Genomic DNA, 17,390 nt, shown 5'->3' on the forward strand with positions numbered 1-17,390 from the left:
CATTTCCACCACCAGCCAGCGCAACCGCGGTGACATCACTTCCGGACTACCTCGATTGGCGGAAGCTCGTCGTAGCGCGCTGCGCTCCGATAGGTCAGCGAACGGCAAGTTCGGCTGCGATGACGACGGGGAAGTTGAGTGGAAGGTGGGCGACGCCGATCGCGGTCCGTGCATGCGTGCCGACGTCAGGGCCAAAGCGCTTTGCCTTCATGAAGGCGACATGGAAGCCGGTCTGAATGAAGTCGGCCAGGGGCCGAGCGCGGACATCCCGCACACTTCCCAATCGCTTCAAAGTGCGGTCATATGCGTCCGCTCGCACTCGGCGTTTTGGGGCGAGGGTGTCCGCTTGCACGGGGGAGAATGCGCGTGAAGGAACTTGCTGGAAGGACCGCGTTCGTGACCGGTGCAGCGTCGGGCATTGGATTGGGGATCGCGACCGCTCTCGCCCAGGCGGGCGCGAAGGTCATGCTTTGCGATATTGAAGAAGCGGCTCTGTCCGCGGCGCTCGAGCAACTGAGGCGCACCAACGCCGATGTCGACAGCGTGAAGGCGGACGTCTCACTCAAGGCCGAACTCGCGGCCGCCGCCGAAGCCACGACGGCCCGCTACGGCAAGGTGCATATCCTCGTCAACAACGCTGGCGTCGGCGGCGGCGGCCCCTATGGCACCTGGACCGACGCGTCGTGGAATTGGACCCTCGAGGTCAACCTGATGGCGACCATCTGGGGGATCGAGATTTTCGGGCCGTTGATCGAGCAGCATGGCGAGGGTGGACACATCGTCTCCACGGCCTCGCTCGCTGGCATTATTTCAGGGGCGAGCACTGCATACAACGTTTCGAAGTATGGCGTCGTCGCGCTGTCCGAGGGACTGCGGCAGGAACTCGCGCCTCGCGGGATCGGCGTGTCAGTGTTGTGTCCCGGGTTCATCCGCACGCACATCATGGACTCGAGGCGCAACCTTCCCAAGCGCTTCGAGGGGGAGACGCGTACCTTGCCGACGTCGGGCCCGCTTGCCGAGCGGATCAATCAGGTCCGCCAACGCATCTCCGATGGCATCGATCCCATGTATGTCGGTGAACTCGTCCGCGAAGGCGTCGAAAACGACTGGCCCTATATCTTCACCGACCTCGAATTCGAGCCGGTGGTCGACGCGCGCTTCGCCGCAATCAAGCAAGGCTTTGACCGGATCCGCGGGCGCAACCCGAAACGTTGAGCACGCGGCCCGTCCACCAGCTGCTGCGAATGATGCGCAATCGCAGCATGCTTTTCGCGCCGATCGATGTCGCGCCACCAGTGCTGCGGTTCATTCCGTCATCAAAAAAAGATTGGCAGTGCGAATAAAGTTCATGCCTTGCGCCGCCATGGCCGCACCACATGTCCGCACCGCAATTCTTGGGTCAGGTTTGGGTCCCCAAACCGCCCAATTGCGAATTGTGGAGACGGACTATGGACTTCGTCGGTTTTCTTAATGGCTTGGGTTTAACCCAACCGGCCATTTGGACCGCAGTCGTGATCGCGATCGTGATCCTGCTGCGCGTATCGAACGTATTTCGCTACATTCCCAACAATCAGGTCGGCATCGTCGAGAAGTTGTGGTCGACCAAGGGCTCGATCGATGACGGCTTCATCGCGCTGAACGGCGAGGCCGGCTATGAGCCGGAGGTGCTGCGCGGCGGTCTGCACGTGATGTTTCCCCTCATGTATCGGATCCATCGCTCGGACCTCGTGACCGTCGGCCAGGGCAAGATCGCCTATGTGTTCGCGCGCGACGGCGCGGCGCTGGAGCCGTCGCAGGTGCTCGGCGCCAACGACACCGAGGATAAGTCGGACTTCCAGGACGCGCGCCGCTTCCTGCTCGGCGGCGGCCAGAAGGGTCCGCAGCGCAAGATCCTGCGCGAGGGCACCTATGCGATCAACACCACACAGTTCGCCGTCATCACCGACGAGCGCGTCTACGGTCACGCCTTGAGTGAGCGCGAGCGCGGTGTGCTCGAGAGCATGCAGCTCACGATCACCGAGCGCTGGGGCTTTGCCCCGGTCGTGCTGGCGGCCGACCACGATTTGGTCGGCATCGTCACCGTGCATGACGGCCCGTCGCTGCCTCCGGGCGAGATCATCGCGCCCGAGGTCGGTATCGAGCTGCGGGATGCCGCGACCTTTCACAACAATTTCCAGGAGCCGGAGAAATTCCTCAGCGCCGGCGGCTATCGCGGCCGCCAGCTCCAGGTCATTGTCGAGGGCACCTGGTACATCAACCGGCTGTTTGCGACCGTCGAGGCGGTACCGAAGACCGTGATCCCGGTCGGCAATGTCGGCGTCGTCATCTTCTACACCGGCCCGCGCACGGATGACGTCTCGGGCGAGCAGTATCGCCATGGCGAGCTGGTGCTCAACGGCAGCCGCGGCGTCTGGAAGGACCCGCTGTTGCCGGGCAAATACGCCTTCAACACCTATGCCGGCAAGATCGAGGTGATCCCGACCGTCAACTTCATCCTGAAATGGATGCGAGGCGAGGTCGGCGCGATGAAACTCGACGAGAACCTGTCGGAGATCTCGCTGATCACCAAGGACGCGTTCGAGCCGACGCTGCCGCTCTCGGTGGTGATGCACATCGACTACAAGAAGGCGCCGATGATCATCCAGCGCTTCGGCGACGTGAAGAAGCTGGTCGAGCAGACGCTCGACCCGATGGTCTCTGCGTTCTTCAAGAACATCGCGCAGAAGATGACGCTGATCGAGCTGTTGCAGAACCGGGCCGCGATCCAGGCGGAAGCGGCCCACGACATGAAGGCGAGGTTCGAGAGCTATTCGCTCGACCTTCAGGAGGTCCTGATCGGCACGCCGCGCGCGGCGCCCGGCGACCACACCATCGAGAACATCCTGATCCAGCTCCGCTCGCGCCAGATCGCGCGCGAGCAGATCGAGACCTATCAGGAGCAGGAGAAGGCCGCAGTGCAGGAACGCGCGTTGAACGAGGCCAAGGCGACGGCGGCGGCGCAGTCGGCGCTGACGCAGTCGCTGATCCAGGTCAAGGTCAACGAGAACGAGGGCGCGGCGGCGCTGGCCCGCGCGCAGAAGGATGCCGAGACCCGCAAGGTGACCGCAGCCGCGGTCGGCCAGCAGTCACGGCTGGAAGGCCAGGGTGAGGCCGACCGGGTGCTGGCGGTCGGCACCGCGAACGCGCAGGCGACCAAGCTGTCGGTCGATGCCTATGGCGGGCCGGAATACCGGCTTGCCGAGCAGAACTTCGCGAAGTTCGCCGACGCCCTGACGCGGATCAATCAGCCCTTGGTGCCGCAATTCCTGATGTCGGGCGGGCAGGGCGCGGAGAGCAACAGCGCCGGCCTGATCCCGACCGCGATGCTGAGCTCGATGTTCGGGCAGATGATGCCCGGCGCATTGGAGAAGCTGAAGGACGAGGCCCCGAAGGCCGCGCGCCGGACTAATGGTCAGTGAGGCCGCGATAATGCGATGAGGTCGAAGAGCTGCCGCAAGGAAGTGCGCTCCCTCTCCCGCTTGCGGGGGGAGGGCTGGGGTGGGGGCTCTCTCCGCGAATCGCATTGTGGAGAGAGCCCCCACCCGCATCGCATCTTTGATGCGATGCGACCTCCCCCGCAAGCGGGAGAGGTGCAGCGAGTTCGTGGCAACGCCACATCATCACACGTCCGCCCATGGCACGATCACGGCTTCGCGCTGGAACTCGGCGCGGTAGGCGCTGACCCGGAACACGCTCGCGAGCACGCTCTCCGACAGCGCCTCCGCCGGCGCGCCCTGCGCCGCCAGCCGCCCCTCGGACAGCACCAGCACATGGTCGGCAAAGCGCGCGGCGAGCCCGAGATCGTGGGTCACCACGACGACCAGCACGCCGGTGTCGGCGACATTGCGCAGCTTCTGCATCACGTCGATCTGGTGGCGCGGGTCGAGCGAGGCGGTCGGCTCGTCGGCAAGGATCACCGGCGCCTCGACTGCGAGCACCCGGGCCAATGCGACGCGGCTGCGCTCGCCGCCGGACAGCTCGGTGACGCGGCGGTCGCTGAACGCCTCGACATCGACCGCCTGCATCGCCCGCAGCACCGCCTCGACATCCCTCGGTGACAGCCGCGCCGGGTCGGTCGCGCCATGCGGATAGCGGCCGAGCGCGACGATGTCGCGCGCCGGCAACGGCCAATGCACCATGTGGCCCTGCGGCAGATAGGCGAAGCGCTTGGCGCGCTCGCGCAAGGGCAGCGACGCCAGCGCGTCGCCGCCGATCCGGATCTCACCGTCCGACGGGATCAGCCCGGCCAGCGCGCGCAGCAGCGTGGTCTTGCCGGCACCGTTCGGACCGACCAGCGCGACCAGATTGCCCGCTGCGAGCGACAGCGAGATCTCGTGCAACACCTTGCGGCTGCCGAGCGACGCGCTGAGGCCGGTGGCGGAGAGCAGCGTCATGCCACGCCTCCACCGAGCGCGCGGCGTTCGCGCATGATGAGGTAAAGGAAGAACGGCACGCCGATGATCGAGGTCAGCACGCCGACTTTGATGTCCGAGGTCGAGGGGATAATGCGCACCGCGATGTCGGCCGCGAGCAGCAGCGCGGCGCCGGTAAGCGCGCTCGGCACCAGCAGCCGCGCCGGATCGTGGCCGATCACCGGACGCATCAGATGTGGCGCGACGAGACCGATGAAGCCGATCGTGCCGGTGACGGCGACCGCACCGCCGACGCCGAGCGCGGCGCCCGTGATCACGAAGAGCCGCAGCCGTCCGACATCGACACCGAGGCTCTGCGCGGCCTCCTCGCCGAGCGTCAGCGCGCGGAACGCGCTCGCCTGGCTGAGCAGGATGGCGGCGCCTGCAATGATGAAAGGCAGCGCCAGCGCCACGTGCTGGAAGCTGCGGTCCTCGAGCGAGCCGAGCAGCCAAAATGCGATCTCCAGCACCACGAAGGGATTGCTGGAGAGGTTCATCACCAGCGCCGTGGCGGCGCCTGCAAAGCTCGAGATCGCGAGCCCCGCGAGGATCAGGATCAGAAGCCCGGCATTGCGGCCGGCGATCGCGAGCAGCGCGAACACCGACCCGAATGCGGCGATGATCGCCACCACCGGCAGCGCGTAGGAGCGGACATCGGCGAGGCCCAGCGCGATCACCAGCACCGCGCCGAATGCCGCCGATTGCGGCGCGCCGAACAGCGATGGCGAGGCCAGCGGATTGCGCAACAGGCCCTGCAGCGCGGCGCCCGATAGCCCGAGAATGCCGCCGATCGCGAACGCCAGAATGGTGCGCGGCAGGCGGATCTCGCGCACGATCACCTGCGCCACGTCGCTGCCGCCGCCGAACAGCGCCTCGATCACCGCAAGCGGCGACAGCTGCACCGGCCCGATGCCGAGCGAGAGCACGCTCAGCAGCACCACGAGCGCGAGCAGCGCCGCGGTGGCGCCCCACCGGCGCCGCGTCGCGACCTCGGTCGCCAAGGCAAAATCCTGCACGCTCATTGGATCCATGCTCTTACAGCGATCGCCGTGGCAGACAAGCGACACTCGACAAAAACCGGGGCTGCCTGAGCGCCGCCCGGCTGCCGCCGGATTGACTTTGCTGCCCGGCCGAACCCTAGATGAACATGACGGTTCTTTGATGAGATGAAAAGGGAATGCGGTTCGGGGAAACTTCCCCAAGGCCGCGGCTGCCCCCGCAACTGTATGCGGTGAATCCTTCGTCAGATGCCACTGGGAAACTCGGTCCTGGGAAGGCGACGAAGGGTAACGACCCGCGAGCCAGGAGACCTGCCGTCAGCCGTGGTCACACGCGAGGATGCCGGTCGGGGAGTACAGGCATGAACTTCACCTGATGCTGCAAGCACATGGTGAGACTGGTTCGCGGTGACGTGCCACTGACGTTACCGAGGTCTCGCCTATGTTCTCCTTCCCACCCCATCGGCGCCGCGCGCTTTTGCTCGCGTCGACGATGATCGTGCCGGCGATCATCATTTCAACCGCGCGGGCGCAGCAGGCTCCCGATCAGCTTCCCGCGATCGAAGTCACCAAGCCGGGCGACCAGAATTTTACGCGTGCCAAGCCGGCGGCTGACGAAACGCCGGCGCCGCACCGCCCTGCGCCAGGCACCGCGCAGAGCAGCAACACGGGCAGCGGGAGCGGATCGGGCACGACCGGGACCGGCCTCGCCACCGGAACAGGCGGCGCTGCCGGCGGCCGCCAGTTCGCCGGCATTGTCGGCTCATCCTCGACCGTGATCACCGCCGACGACATCGCGCATGCGCCGGTGCAGTCGCTGCCCGAGATTCTCGCGCAGGTGCCGGGCGTGCAGCTGCAAACGCCTTATGGCGGGCCGAACGGCGCCAAGACCGCGGTGGACCTGCGCGGCTTCGGCGCATTCGCCTCCGACAACACGCTGTTCCTGCTCAACGGCCGCCGCCTCAACGACGTCGACAAGGCCGGCTTCGATCTCACCACGATCCCGCTCGATTCGATCGCGCGCATCGAGATCGTCAGAGGCAACAGCGGCGCGGTGCTCTATGGCGACAACGCGGTCGGCGGCGTCGTCAACATCATCACCAAGACCGGCGCTGGCGGTCCACCGGCCACGATCCGGGCCGAGGGCGGATACGGCTCGTTCAACACCCGCATGGCCGCGGTCTCGGCAGCGCTCAATTCGGGACCGTGGTCGACCTCATTCTACGGCAATGGCATCAAGTCCGACGGCTACCGCGTCAACAATGCGCTCGACCAGCGCAATGCCGTCGGCAACGTCAACTACACGGCCTCAGATCTCACGGCCTTCCTTACCGTCACCGGCAGCGACCAGAAGCTCGGCCTGCCCGGCGGACGGCTGGTCGATCCGTCGATCGGCGTCAACGAGCTGCTGACCGATCGCCGCGGCGCGGCGACGCCCTTCGACTACGCCAATCAGCAGACTGCGAGCGTCACGGCCGGTTTCACCAAGACGCTGGTGAATGGCGTCGACCTCATCGTCGATGGCGGCTGGCGGCAGCGCGAGACGCAAAGCGGCTTCTTCGGCACCGTGCCGACCATCAGCTTCGCCTCGACTTACAATGACGCCGCGCTGCAGACCTGGTCGCTGACACCGCGCCTCAGCGTCAAGAACGTCGCGCTGGGGATGCCGTCCACGATCCTGACCGGCATCGACTATTACGATTCCACGTTCCGTGAGGCGCGCGGCGCCTATCAGGGCGTCGATCCCTACCACATCTACAATATCGAGCAGCAGACCGTGGCCGGCTACTGGCAGCACACGCTCGGCCTGCTGCCGACGACCGACTTCTCCTACGGCGCGCGCGTGCAAAACACCAATGTCTCGGCGCGCGATCGCTACGATCCGAATGCACCGTTCGCCTTCGACACCCAGGCGGCGCCGCTCGACAGCAATGAGACGCAATACGCGCTGCATGTCGGCGTCGAGCATCGCTTCACCGACACCTTCTCGGTGTTCGGCCGCGCCGCGCGCGCCTTCCGCACACCTGACGTCGACGAGCGCGTCGCGTCGGGCCCGTCATTCGATCCGCTGACCTTCGCCCCGATCCCGCAGACCTTCCAGCTCAAGACCCAGACCTCGCAGGACGTCGAGGGCGGCTTCCGGATCAAGACCAATCTGTTTCAGGTGCAGACCAGCGTCTATCTGATGGATCTCGAGAACGAGATCCACTTCAACCCCGTGCTGTTCTACAATACCAACCTCGACCCGACCCGCCGCTATGGCAGCGAGACCAGCGCCTCGCTGAAGGTCAGCGACACCGTGACGCTGCGCGGCGGCATGGCGATCACCCGCGCAGTGTTCCGCGAAGGGATCTGGGCCGGCAACGACGTGCCGCTGGTGTCGCGTACCACCGGCAATCTCGGCGTGACCTGGAATATCTGGCAGAACTATCTGGTGTTCGACGCCACGGTGCGGGCCTGGAGCTCGCGCATCATGGACAACGATCAGGCCAACACCCAGAGCCGGATTCCCGGCAACGCCACCGCCGATTTGAAGCTGAGCGGGCAAGTTGACCGCTTCTTCTGGTCGCTCAGCGTGAACAATTTGTTCAACGCGCTCTACTACGACTACGCCATCGCGAGCACGTTTGCGGATGGCCGCTTCTCGGCCTATCCGCTGCCAGGCCGCAGCTACATGGTCAAGGCCGGCGCGACGTTTTAAGGCGTGATCCGGCGCGGCGGGTGTGTCCCCCGTCGCGCTGTCTCCCACATTACCAGCGCCAGCAAACTGGGGTAGAATTCCCTTAGCTGATTTGACCCGTGCAGGGGAAACGCATGGCCAAGGCCGGAAAGACGAGCAAGGGCGGCGCCAAGATCAACGACAAGATCAAGGACAAGACCGACGACAAGGCGACGAAGCCTCCGCTACAAGCAGCGCCGCAGGACGATGACTATTATGAAGACGGCGACATCGCCACGCCGAAGCTCGACCGCTACGGCAATGATGACGAGCCGTTGTAGGGGCTGCCCGACATCCATCCCCTCGTCGTCCCGGCGAAAGCCGGGACCCATAACCACAGGATTGAATTGTTGAAGCGCGCTGTGGCCCCAGCGGGTCGTAACAATCACCGCTGGTGGTTATGGATCCCGGGTCGCGCTTCGCTTGCCCGGGACGACGTGGGGATGGAGCTAACAGAAGTCTTCCCCCTCGATCATCTCGATACTCCCGCGATCCAGCAGATGCGCGCCGAAGCCGCCGCGCGCCAGCGACGCGGCGATCGGCGGCGAGGCCAGCAGCAGCGCGGCCGTCATCCCAAGCGGCACGGCGCTGAGCCAATCGAGCCGGAGCGGCGTCAATTCCTCGGCGCTTCCTCGATAGAGGCCTTTGCCCGCGGCGATGCGGCCGCATTCCCGGATCAGGTCGCGCCGCGTGCCGTCGCGCGATGCGCTGCCGAGCAGCGCCTGCATCGCAAGATGCGTCCGCACGCCGGCGCGGCTCTCGGCCAGCGGCGCCGGCGTCTCGCCGAGCGAGACGCGCAGCAAGAGATCGACCAGATCGGTGCCGGACTGGTACGCGTTCATCGGCTCGACCAGCCGCGGGTTGCAGTCGATCAACAGCGGCGTCGCACTGTCGAGCGGCATGATGACGTCGACCGAGAGCGCGCCGTGCCAGCCGAGATGCGCACCGATGGTCTCGAGCGCGGCGCGGATCGCCGGCCGGCTCACGCTCTCCTTGATCGCCTCGCCACCGCCGACGCCGGCCGCAATCTGACGGTAGGCGTGGAAGCCAATGAGCGTGCCGCGGCAGAACACCGACTGCGCCTTCTCGACCGTGCCGGTGATGAGATCCTGCACCAGCACCTCGCCGGCAAGATCGCCGGCGGATTCGAGATCGTAGAGCGCGCGGTTGAGATCGCTGGCATCGCGCACGAACCAGACGCCGCGGCTCGCGGTGCCGACCGAGGTCTTGACCACGGATGGAAACCGCAGGCCGTCGCGCAGCTCGTCGGCCGAGCGCACGATCCGGGTCGGCGGCTGCGGCAGGCCGAGCTGATCGAGCAGTCGGCTGAAGCCGGCCTTGCTGTGCACGGCGCGATAGACGACGAAATCCGGCAGCGCGACGCCGGCATGCGATGTCAGCCGCGCTGCGGCACGGGCGAACAGGAAGCCCTGCTCATGGGTCGGCAGCAGCACATCGAAATGCCGCGACGTCAGCAGGCGCTCGACGAAGCCGAGATAGCCGGCCGGATCCGATCGCAGCGGCGGGCAATGGTGATATTTGCGGACAAAGCGGGAATAGCGCGCCAGGCACCAGCGCGAGGGATCGCAGACCTCGACGTGATGGCCGGCCAGTCCCAGGATCGTGATCGCCTCGCGGCCGGAGGTGCTGGAGCCCTCCGACACCAGCACGCGGAGCGGCTTTTTGGCGTCGATCATGACCGATCATCACCGCGCGGCCGCACTTTGTCGCCGCCTTTAATGCCGCATGTGTCGATCCGGCACGCCCGTGCCGGGGGCAGCCATGCGCCTGCGTTCATGGACAATTAGCGGCCAGCCTCTATTTTCGGCCCGCCCTGCCGGGCTTTGCTTCTTATTTGACGCGTTTTCTTTACGCGAACCGGTACCACTTCGCTCGAAAACGCGCTGTAAAATCGGGTTGTATCAGCAATGGTCGATATTCTGGCCGCACCGCAGCAAGCGAAAGCCGACGGCGCGCTGCGTACCCTGACCGGGATTTCGGTCGCCCATTGGGTCAGCCACTTCCATATCTTCGTGCTGCCGATGCTGTTCCCGTTCCTGAAGCAGCAGCTCGGCGTCGGCTATGTCGAACTCGGATTCGCGCTGACGGTGTTCGCGGTGGTCTCGGGCCTGACCCAGGCGCCGATCGGCTACCTCGCCGACCATATCGGCGCGCGCAAAATCCTGCTGGTCGGACTGACCGTCGGCGGCTGCGCGCTGATCGGGCTCGGCCTGCATCTGAGCTATACCTCGCTGATCGTCTGTGCCGTGCTGCTCGGCCTCGCCAACAGCGTCTATCATCCGGCCGACTACGCGATCCTCTCGGCCCATATGGACGAGGCGCGGATGGGCCGCGCCTTCTCGATCCACACCTTTGCCGGCTTTCTCGGCGGCGCGGTCGCGCCCGCGATCATGGCAGCGCTCGTCGCCTCGGTCGGCGGCCTCGGCGCGCTGATCGTGGCCGGCGCGGTCGGCCCGCTGGTGGCGCTGTTCCTGATCGTGCTCGGCATTCCCGATGCCGGCGCCAACAAGAACAAGCCGAAGGACGACGCGGCACCGAAGGCCAGCGTGATCACGCCGGCGCTGATGGTGCTGACCGCGTTCTTCACGCTGCTCAGCCTGTCGACCTCGGGCATCAACAATTTCGGCGTCGTCGCGCTGATGGGCGGTTACGGCGCATCGTTCTCGACCGCCAACATCGCGCTGACCGCGTTCCTCGGCGCCAGCGCCGCGGGCGTGCTCGCCGGCGGCTATCTCGCCGACTGGACCCATCGCCACAGTCAGCTCGCTGCGGCCTGCTTCGCGGTCAATGCCGTGCTGGTGCTGCTGATCGCGCTGATGAACCTGCCGCCGGTCGCGCTGACGCTCGCGATGGGGCTTGCCGGATTCCTCGGCGGCGTGATCGCGCCGTCGCGCGACATGATGGTGCGCAACGCCGCGCCTCCCGGCGCCGCCGGCCGCGCCTTCGGCATCGTCTCCACCGGCTTCAACTTCGGCGGCATTGTCAGCCCGCTGCTGTTCGGCTGGATCATGGACCAGCGCATGCCGCATTGGGTGTTCGGCGCCTCGGTGGTCTTCATGGTGCTGACCGTGCTGCTCGCGCTGGTCACCGAGCGCAAGCCGCAGGCCTCCGCGGGCGCTGTCCAGGCGCAGGCGCGTTAGGACTCAGCGGCCCCAGAATACGGGCGTCGTCTTGAACCGCCGCCAACTCTTGCGCAGCGTTTTCGTCACCGCGATCTGATCGCGGGCCAGCCAGCCGGCCATCGCGCCGATGCCGAGATGCAGCGCAGGCTGGTCGTCCTGCGCGATGGTGTGGAGCAGCACGCGCGTGCTGCCAATGTCGCACACCCGGCCGAGACTGTTCTGCAGCCTGGCGAGCCGCTTCACGTAGCGCTTCGCCGGCGCGTGGGCGGCGTAAAGCGGCAGGAAGAACTCCGCGGCATAGCGCAACTTCTTGAGGTTGATCCTTAGGTTGTGCTGCGCGTGGATATCGAGCCGCCGGAAGCGCGCACCACGCTTCAACGTCTTGCGATGCAGCCGTTGCAGAATTCGATCGGCAAGCACCGGCATCGGTTGCGACAGGATCGCCAGCGCTTCGCTGTCGATCTCGTTGCGCCAGCTGCGGCGCTCCACCAGCTGCCCCAGCGAGAGCAGGAAGCGGCTGCAACGGGGATCGGCCAGGACGCCATGCAAGGCGCCGTAGCTCGACTTCTGACGCTGTTCGACCGCCTGGCGGAGGCCATCGAGATCGATATCCGGAACCGCTTTGACCAGGCGGGTGATCGTCGTTTCGGCGAACACGTCCCAATCCCGCGCCTTGCCGAGCTGCCGCATCAGCCATCTTGCTTCGGCATTGACCGTCAGAAATGCCGGCGATGGAATGTCGCGCCGGAACAGCGCACAGATCGTCCGCAAGCGCCGCAAGGCCACGCGCATCTGGTGCACGCCTTCGGGGTCGGTCCCCTGCTCGGCCACCGCGTGATTTTTCAGGAGATGATGCCAGCAGGAGCCCACCAGCAGTGCGATGACGTCGTCGACCGCAAGCTCCGCGGTGATGCCCGACAACTCGGCCTTCACTGCGGATGGCGCAACATCGAACGCCAGCGCATAGCCGCGTTCCGCCTTGCTTCGCGTGCCGATCTGCAGCGGCGCCGCGTCGAGCAGCTGCGTTCCGAGATCGAACAGGACGCCGGCATTGCCGCTCTTCAGTTCGATCTCGATTTCCGACAGCACCTCCTGGCGCGAAGCGGCCTCGATCGTCCCCTCGTCGAATACGACTTCAACCGACGCATCGGGCAGATCGAGCTGTCGGGCGTGCCGACGCACCTTCGTCTCGAACACCGGCACCAGCGCGTCGTTGCTCAGCGCCGCAACGGGATCGCCGACCTCGTCGGCGGGAAATAGCGTAAGATCGGGGGTGATACCCCCAACAGGCATCTCCCATTGGCGGCGCATCAGCGGCTGCGCGGCATTGGGGGGAAGCTTCAGCGTCTGGATGAAGCTCTTGCCGCTGTGGCGGACGCGCAACGACATGCCAAGCTGAAACAGCAGGCGCTCAGCCGTGTCGTAATACACCGTTTCCAGCCGGTGAAATGCGCCGCGATTGCGCGCATGCTGCACGATGCACGGCGCCTCGCGCAGCTTCTCGAGGCTTCCTTGCGGCGCAAGCAGCTTGAGCTCGAATTCCGTCTGATCGCCATGCGTGACAGCAATGGCAGTGCCCGCATCGGTCACGACCGGCCGCCGTCCATTCAATGATATCGCCCCCGGTTTTGTTTATGAAGGTTTCATGACATTGGCAAGGCGCACCGCCGTATCGCAGCGTGCATTTAGCCGCGTATTTTATCTAAAATTACCCGGTCAAGTTGTTTGTGGCTACTGCGCCAGCCAAGGGGCGAGGAAGCCCGTCGCGCGAAGCGTCGCACACGACGCATTCATTCCGATCGTCGCGACAGGACCTGCTTCAACAGCGGCTCGATCCGCGACAGCTCATCGAGATGCACCGCAGACAGTTCGGCGAGATGATCGGCCGCAAGGCGGGTTAGCTTCAGCAGCACCCGTCGCTGGTCGGCGGGATCGAGCACGCGCTCGACCAGCCCGGCCTCGGCGAGGCGATCGACCAGCTCGACCGTGGTGTGGTGGCGAAGCCGCAGCCGCTCGGCGAGGTCGCCGATCGTGACCGGGCCGCCGCCCGGATAGCCCCGGATCGCCAGCAAGGCCTGATGCTGCCGCGGCGTCAGGCCCTCGGCCTTCGCTGCATCCTGGCTGAATTCCAGAAATCGGCGGATCAGATAGCGGAATTGCGACAGCGCCTCGTAATCGACCTGGCTGGGAACCCGTTTTCGGGCCTTGATCGGGGATTTGGCCGGCGATTTCGGGGGTCTCTTCATCGCTGCCATTCGCTCTCACCCGCTTGTAATTATATCGCAATACGATATGACGCGCCCGTCCACGTCACACGCGAGCCTTCCGCCACCGATGAGCGTCATTTCCACCAAATCGAGCACCGCTGCCAAGACCAGTGCCAAGACCAGTGCCAAGACCAGTGCCAAGATCGGCGACAAGGCCAGTCACCTTCTGAGCGACTTCACCACCGATCCGCGCGTCGTGGTGATCTCGGCGATCGCCGTGTTTGTCTCCGCCGCCGGCGTGCTGGCCGGCGCTGGCCTGCTGGAGCTGATCAAGCTCGCCACCAATATCGCCTATTTCGGCAAGTTCAGCTTCGCCGACCTGAAATTGCAGAACTCGCCGCTCGGCCTCTGGACAGTGCTGGTGCCGGTCGCGGGCTCGCTGATCATCGGCCTGATGGCGCGCTTCGGCAGCGAGAAGATCCGCGGGCACGGCATCCCGGAAGCCATTGAAGCCATCCTGCTCGGCCGTTCACGGCTCGATCCCAAGGTGGCGATCCTCAAGCCGTTGTCGTCAGCGATCTCGATCGGCACCGGCGGCCCGTTCGGCGCCGAGGGCCCGATCATCATGACCGGCGGCGCGATCGGCTCGCTGATCGCGCAGATGCTCCCGGTGACGGACAACGAGCGCAAGACCCTGCTGGTGGCCGGCGCCGCCGCCGGCATGACCACCGTGTTCGGAACGCCGATTGCGGCAATCATGCTCGCGGTCGAACTGCTGCTGTTCGAATGGACGCCGCGCAGCTTCATTCCCGTCACCGTCGCCGCCGTGGTGGCGGCGGTCGGGCGCACCTTCCTGCACATGCCGGCGCCGCTGTTTCCGTTCACGGGCAGCGTCGACATCTCGGTGCTGCAGCTCGGCGCCTGGATGCTGATCGGAATCCTCTCCGGGCTGCTGTCGGGCGTGCTCACCCAGCTGGTTTACGGATTCGAGGACCTGTTCCTGAAGCTGCCGATCCACTGGATGTGGTGGCCGCTGATCGGCGGCCTGGTCGTCGGTCTCGGCGGCCTGATCGAGCCGCAGGCGCTCGGCGTCGGCTACGACAATCTCGCGTCGATGCTGAGCGGCGACGTGGTGCTGAAGGCCGCGCTATTGCTGCTCGTGGTGAAGGCCGTGATCTGGTCGGTCGCGCTCGGCTCCGGCACGTCGGGCGGCGTGCTGGCGCCGCTGCTGATCATGGGCGGCGCGATGGGAACGGCGCTGAGCGGCTATTTGCCGGCCGCGAGCCCCGGCTTCTGGGCGCTGCTGGCGATGGCGGCGACGATGGGCGGCACGATGCGCTCGCCCTTGACCGCGACCTTCTTCGCGGTCGAGCTCACCGGCAACACCCACGTGCTGCTGCCGCTGATCGCGGCCTGCTGCAGCGCGCATGGCGTCACGGTGCTGCTGATGCGGCGCTCGATCCTCACCGAGAAGGTGGCGCGGCGCGGCCATCATCTGGTCCGCGAGTATCGCGTCGATCCCTTCGCGCTGACGCGCGTGCGCGACGTCATGACCAAGGCGGTCGAGAGCGTCGCCGACACCATGACGCTGCACGGCGCGGCAGCCTTCCTGACCGACCCGAAGACCAGTCATCCGAGCTTTCCGGTCGTCGACGCCAACCATCACGTGCTCGGGGTGATCGACCCGCCCTCCGTGCTGCGCTGGCGCCGCGCGGGCAAGCATCGCACCGCGACGCTCGGCCAGCTGCTAACGGGGAGCAAGATCACCGTTGCCTATCCCGACGAATATCTCGACCGACTCGCCGACCGCCTGATGCAGGTCAATGTCTCGCATCTGCCTGTGATCTCGCGCGAGGACCAGCGCCTGGTCGGCTATATCGGCTGGAAGGACCTGATGCGCGTGCGCGCCAGGCTGCAGGCCGAGGAGACCCAGAAGACGGCGTTCTTCGGCGCACGATAGACCGCGATGGCTTGCCTGGCGGAACAAATTTCCGCCGGGCGGCAACGCCAAAGCGCGAAGAACTGCCAGCGCATCCCAGAGCTTCATCGGCGATGGTTGACAGCATCAAGGGCTCACCCATGATGCCGCATAACCAAGAACAGCCTCGGGATGAAATGCCATGACCTCGACCCCAGACCTCGTGATCCGCGGCGGCACCATCGCCGATGGCAAGGGCGGCGATCTCTATGAAGCCGATGTCGCTATCAGCGGCGGCAAGATCACCGAAGTCGGCAAGGTCTCCGCCAAGGGCAAGGAAGAGATCGACGCGCGCGGCAAGCTCGTCGCGCCTGGCTTCGTCGACGTCCACACCCATTACGACGGTCAGGTGACCTGGAGCCAGGACATCACGCCGTCGTCGCAGAACGGCGTCACCACCGCGATCATGGGCAATTGCGGCGTCAGCTTCGCGCCATGCCGGCCGAGCGACCACAACAGGCTGATCCAGCTGATGGAGGGCGTCGAGGACATTCCGGAGCCGGTGCTCTCCGCCGGCATTCCCTGGGCGTGGGAGAGCTTCCCCGACTACATGGAGTGGCTGTCGAAGCGCAGCTTCGACATGGATATCGGCGCGCAACTGCCGCACGCGGCGCTGCGCGTCTATGTGATGGGCGAGCGCGGCGCGCGCCGCGATCCCGCAACACCGGAAGACAACAAACAGATGGCGGCGCTCGCGGGTGATGCGGTGCGAGCGGGCGCGCTGGGATTCTCGACCTCGCGCACGCTCAACCACCGCACCTCGACCGGCGACTACACGCCGACGCTGAAAGCGGGCGAGGATGAACTGACCGCAATCGCCGGCGCGATGCACGGCGTCGGCCGCAGCGTGCTGCAATTCGTGCTCGACCAGAGCACCGTGCACGAAGACCTGCCGATGATGCTGCGGGTCGCCGAGAACACCAAGTGCCCGATCTCGTTCTCGGTCGCCCAGGCCGACAAGGCGCCGCGGCGCTGGCGGCAGACCATGGACACCATCAATGAGGCCGCCGCCCGCGGCCTGTCGATCACGACCCAGATCGCGGCGCGGCCGGTCGGGCTGCTGCTCGGGCTCGAATTGTCGCGCAACCCGTTCCAGACCCATCCGAGCTATCGTGAGATCGCCAAGTTGCCGCTGGCCGAGCGGCTCGCGCATCTGCGCCGGCCCGAGGTGCGCGCCGCGATCCTGAGCGAGAGCGCGACGGCGACCGACGATCCGCTGTTCTTCCGGCCGAACTACGACAAAATGTATCTGCTCGGTAATCCGCCGGACTATGAGCAACCGCCGGAGAATGCGCTCGGCCCGCAGGCGCGCCGCCAGGGCCGGCAGCCGGAAGAGCTCGCCTATGACGCGATGCTGACCGACGAGGGCCGCGGCATGCTCTATGTGCCGTTCCTGAATTATGCCGACGGCAATCTCGACGCCGTGCACGAGATGCTGCGCGAGCCCAGTGCCGTGCCGGGCCTGTCCGACGGCGGCGCGCATTGCGGCATCATCTGCGACGCCAGCTTCCCGACCTATCTCCTGACGCACTGGACGCGCGACCGCAGCCGCGGCGAGAAGCTGTCGATCCCGTTCGTGATCGCGGCGCAGTCGCGCAAGACCGCGCTGTCGGTTGGACTGACCGATCGCGGCGTGATCGCACCGGGCTTCAAGGCCGACGTCAATGTGATCGACTACGACCGGCTGCATCTGCATCCGCCGAAGGTGCATTACGACCTGCCGGTCGGCGGCCGCCGCCTCTTGCAGCAGGTCGACGGCTACGACGCCACCATCGTCTCGGGCATCGTCACCCAGCGCGACGGCAAGGCCACCGGCGCACGGCCGGGCCGGCTGGTGCGCGGCGCTCGGGGATTGCAGTAGAGCCACCACGCCCGATAGCTCGCTCGCTCATCG

At 66.0% G+C, this 17,390-nt stretch carries 13 protein-coding genes and 1 riboswitch; of the genes, 7 read left to right on the plus strand and 6 right to left on the minus strand.

The features are described from left to right. Nucleotides 1-94 precede the first annotated feature (94 nt). Entirely contained in the window at nucleotides 95-274 is a 180-nt protein-coding gene (locus tag AC628_RS45145) for a RidA family protein (RefSeq protein ID WP_245321034.1), read from the minus strand. Between the two features lie 86 nt (nucleotides 275-360). On the opposite strand from AC628_RS45145, the gene AC628_RS05265 reads away from it, so the two are divergent. Beyond that, nucleotides 361-1,215 carry an SDR family NAD(P)-dependent oxidoreductase gene (locus AC628_RS05265; RefSeq protein WP_245321035.1) on the plus strand — a complete coding sequence of 285 codons (855 nt, stop codon included), beginning with the start codon at nucleotides 361-363 and terminating at the stop codon, nucleotides 1,213-1,215. Nucleotides 1,216-1,448: 233 nt separating this feature from the next. Continuing rightward, entirely contained in the window at nucleotides 1,449-3,458 is a 2,010-nt protein-coding gene (locus tag AC628_RS05270; RefSeq protein WP_074125677.1) for an SPFH domain-containing protein, read from the plus strand. A gap of 201 nt (nucleotides 3,459-3,659) precedes the next feature. Here AC628_RS05270 and AC628_RS05275 read toward each other — a convergent pair whose 3' ends face one another. Together AC628_RS05275 and AC628_RS05280 are read right to left on the minus strand one after the other, a co-directional pair. After that, nucleotides 3,660-4,433, minus strand: a complete 774-nt coding sequence (locus tag AC628_RS05275; RefSeq protein ID WP_074125678.1) for an ABC transporter ATP-binding protein — start codon at nucleotides 4,431-4,433, stop codon at nucleotides 3,660-3,662. Continuing rightward, the gene (locus tag AC628_RS05280) at nucleotides 4,430-5,473 is read right to left on the minus strand and encodes a FecCD family ABC transporter permease (protein ID WP_074125679.1); all 1,044 of its coding nucleotides are present in this window, start codon (nucleotides 5,471-5,473) and stop codon (nucleotides 4,430-4,432) included. Before AC628_RS05280 ends, AC628_RS05275 begins: the two co-directional genes overlap by 4 nt. A 112-nt stretch (nucleotides 5,474-5,585) precedes the next feature. Beyond that, a riboswitch (cobalamin riboswitch) is annotated at nucleotides 5,586-5,783 on the plus strand. A 159-nt stretch (nucleotides 5,784-5,942) separates the two neighbouring features. Here AC628_RS05280 and AC628_RS05285 point away from each other — a divergent pair. Both AC628_RS05285 and AC628_RS05290 read left to right on the plus strand, forming a co-directional pair. After that, nucleotides 5,943-8,150, plus strand: a complete 2,208-nt coding sequence (locus AC628_RS05285) for a TonB-dependent receptor (protein ID WP_245321036.1) — start codon at nucleotides 5,943-5,945, stop codon at nucleotides 8,148-8,150. A gap of 113 nt (nucleotides 8,151-8,263) precedes the next feature. Beyond that, nucleotides 8,264-8,449 carry a hypothetical protein gene (locus AC628_RS05290; RefSeq protein WP_074125681.1) on the plus strand — a complete coding sequence of 62 codons (186 nt, stop codon included), beginning with the start codon at nucleotides 8,264-8,266 and terminating at the stop codon, nucleotides 8,447-8,449. Between the two features lie 168 nt (nucleotides 8,450-8,617). On the opposite strand, the gene AC628_RS05295 is transcribed toward AC628_RS05290, so the two are convergent. Next, complete coding sequence (locus AC628_RS05295) at nucleotides 8,618-9,865, minus strand: ATP-grasp domain-containing protein (protein WP_074125682.1); 1,248 nt, start codon at nucleotides 9,863-9,865, stop codon at nucleotides 8,618-8,620. A gap of 231 nt (nucleotides 9,866-10,096) precedes the next feature. Here AC628_RS05295 and AC628_RS05300 point away from each other — a divergent pair, with 231 nt between their 5' ends. After that, on the plus strand, nucleotides 10,097-11,329 hold the full coding sequence (locus AC628_RS05300; protein WP_074125683.1) for an MFS transporter: 1,233 nt from the start codon (nucleotides 10,097-10,099) through the stop codon (nucleotides 11,327-11,329). Nucleotides 11,330-11,332: 3 nt separating this feature from the next. On the opposite strand, the gene AC628_RS05305 is transcribed toward AC628_RS05300, so the two are convergent. Beyond that, the gene (locus AC628_RS05305; protein WP_074125684.1) at nucleotides 11,333-12,901 is read right to left on the minus strand and encodes a CYTH and CHAD domain-containing protein; all 1,569 of its coding nucleotides are present in this window, start codon (nucleotides 12,899-12,901) and stop codon (nucleotides 11,333-11,335) included. 200 nt (nucleotides 12,902-13,101) lie between these two features. Then, on the minus strand, nucleotides 13,102-13,566 hold the full coding sequence (locus tag AC628_RS05310) for a MarR family winged helix-turn-helix transcriptional regulator (protein ID WP_074125685.1): 465 nt from the start codon (nucleotides 13,564-13,566) through the stop codon (nucleotides 13,102-13,104). A 79-nt stretch (nucleotides 13,567-13,645) separates the two neighbouring features. Here AC628_RS05310 and AC628_RS05315 point away from each other — a divergent pair, with 79 nt between their 5' ends. Then, the gene (locus tag AC628_RS05315) at nucleotides 13,646-15,478 is read left to right on the plus strand and encodes a chloride channel protein (RefSeq protein WP_074125686.1); all 1,833 of its coding nucleotides are present in this window, start codon (nucleotides 13,646-13,648) and stop codon (nucleotides 15,476-15,478) included. A 160-nt stretch (nucleotides 15,479-15,638) separates the two neighbouring features. Then, entirely contained in the window at nucleotides 15,639-17,357 is a 1,719-nt protein-coding gene (locus tag AC628_RS05320; protein ID WP_074125687.1) for an N-acyl-D-amino-acid deacylase family protein, read from the plus strand. Nucleotides 17,358-17,390 lie beyond the last annotated feature (33 nt).

The sequence above is a fragment of the Bradyrhizobium sp. NAS96.2 genome (genome assembly GCF_001908235.1).
Classification (GTDB): domain Bacteria; phylum Pseudomonadota; class Alphaproteobacteria; order Rhizobiales; family Xanthobacteraceae; genus Bradyrhizobium.

Bases quoted from the DNA above. Each gene is read 5' to 3' on its own strand.
- AC628_RS05275 (WP_074125678.1), bottom strand. From the start codon at position 4,433: ATGACGCTGCTCTCCGCCACCGGCCTCAGCGCGTCGCTCGGCAGCCGC.
- AC628_RS05290 (WP_074125681.1), top strand. From the start codon at position 8,264: ATGGCCAAGGCCGGAAAGACGAGCAAGGGCGGCGCCAAGATCAACGAC.
- AC628_RS05320 (WP_074125687.1), top strand. From the start codon at position 15,639: ATGACCTCGACCCCAGACCTCGTGATCCGCGGCGGCACCATCGCCGAT.
- AC628_RS05285 (WP_245321036.1), top strand. From the start codon at position 5,943: ATGATCGTGCCGGCGATCATCATTTCAACCGCGCGGGCGCAGCAGGCT.
- AC628_RS05310 (WP_074125685.1), bottom strand. From the start codon at position 13,566: ATGGCAGCGATGAAGAGACCCCCGAAATCGCCGGCCAAATCCCCGATC.
- AC628_RS05270 (WP_074125677.1), top strand. From the start codon at position 1,449: ATGGACTTCGTCGGTTTTCTTAATGGCTTGGGTTTAACCCAACCGGCC.
- AC628_RS05280 (WP_074125679.1), bottom strand. From the start codon at position 5,473: ATGAGCGTGCAGGATTTTGCCTTGGCGACCGAGGTCGCGACGCGGCGC.
- AC628_RS05265 (WP_245321035.1), top strand. From the start codon at position 361: ATGCGCGTGAAGGAACTTGCTGGAAGGACCGCGTTCGTGACCGGTGCA.
- AC628_RS05300 (WP_074125683.1), top strand. From the start codon at position 10,097: ATGGTCGATATTCTGGCCGCACCGCAGCAAGCGAAAGCCGACGGCGCG.
- AC628_RS05295 (WP_074125682.1), bottom strand. From the start codon at position 9,865: ATGATCGACGCCAAAAAGCCGCTCCGCGTGCTGGTGTCGGAGGGCTCC.
- AC628_RS05315 (WP_074125686.1), top strand. From the start codon at position 13,646: ATGAGCGTCATTTCCACCAAATCGAGCACCGCTGCCAAGACCAGTGCC.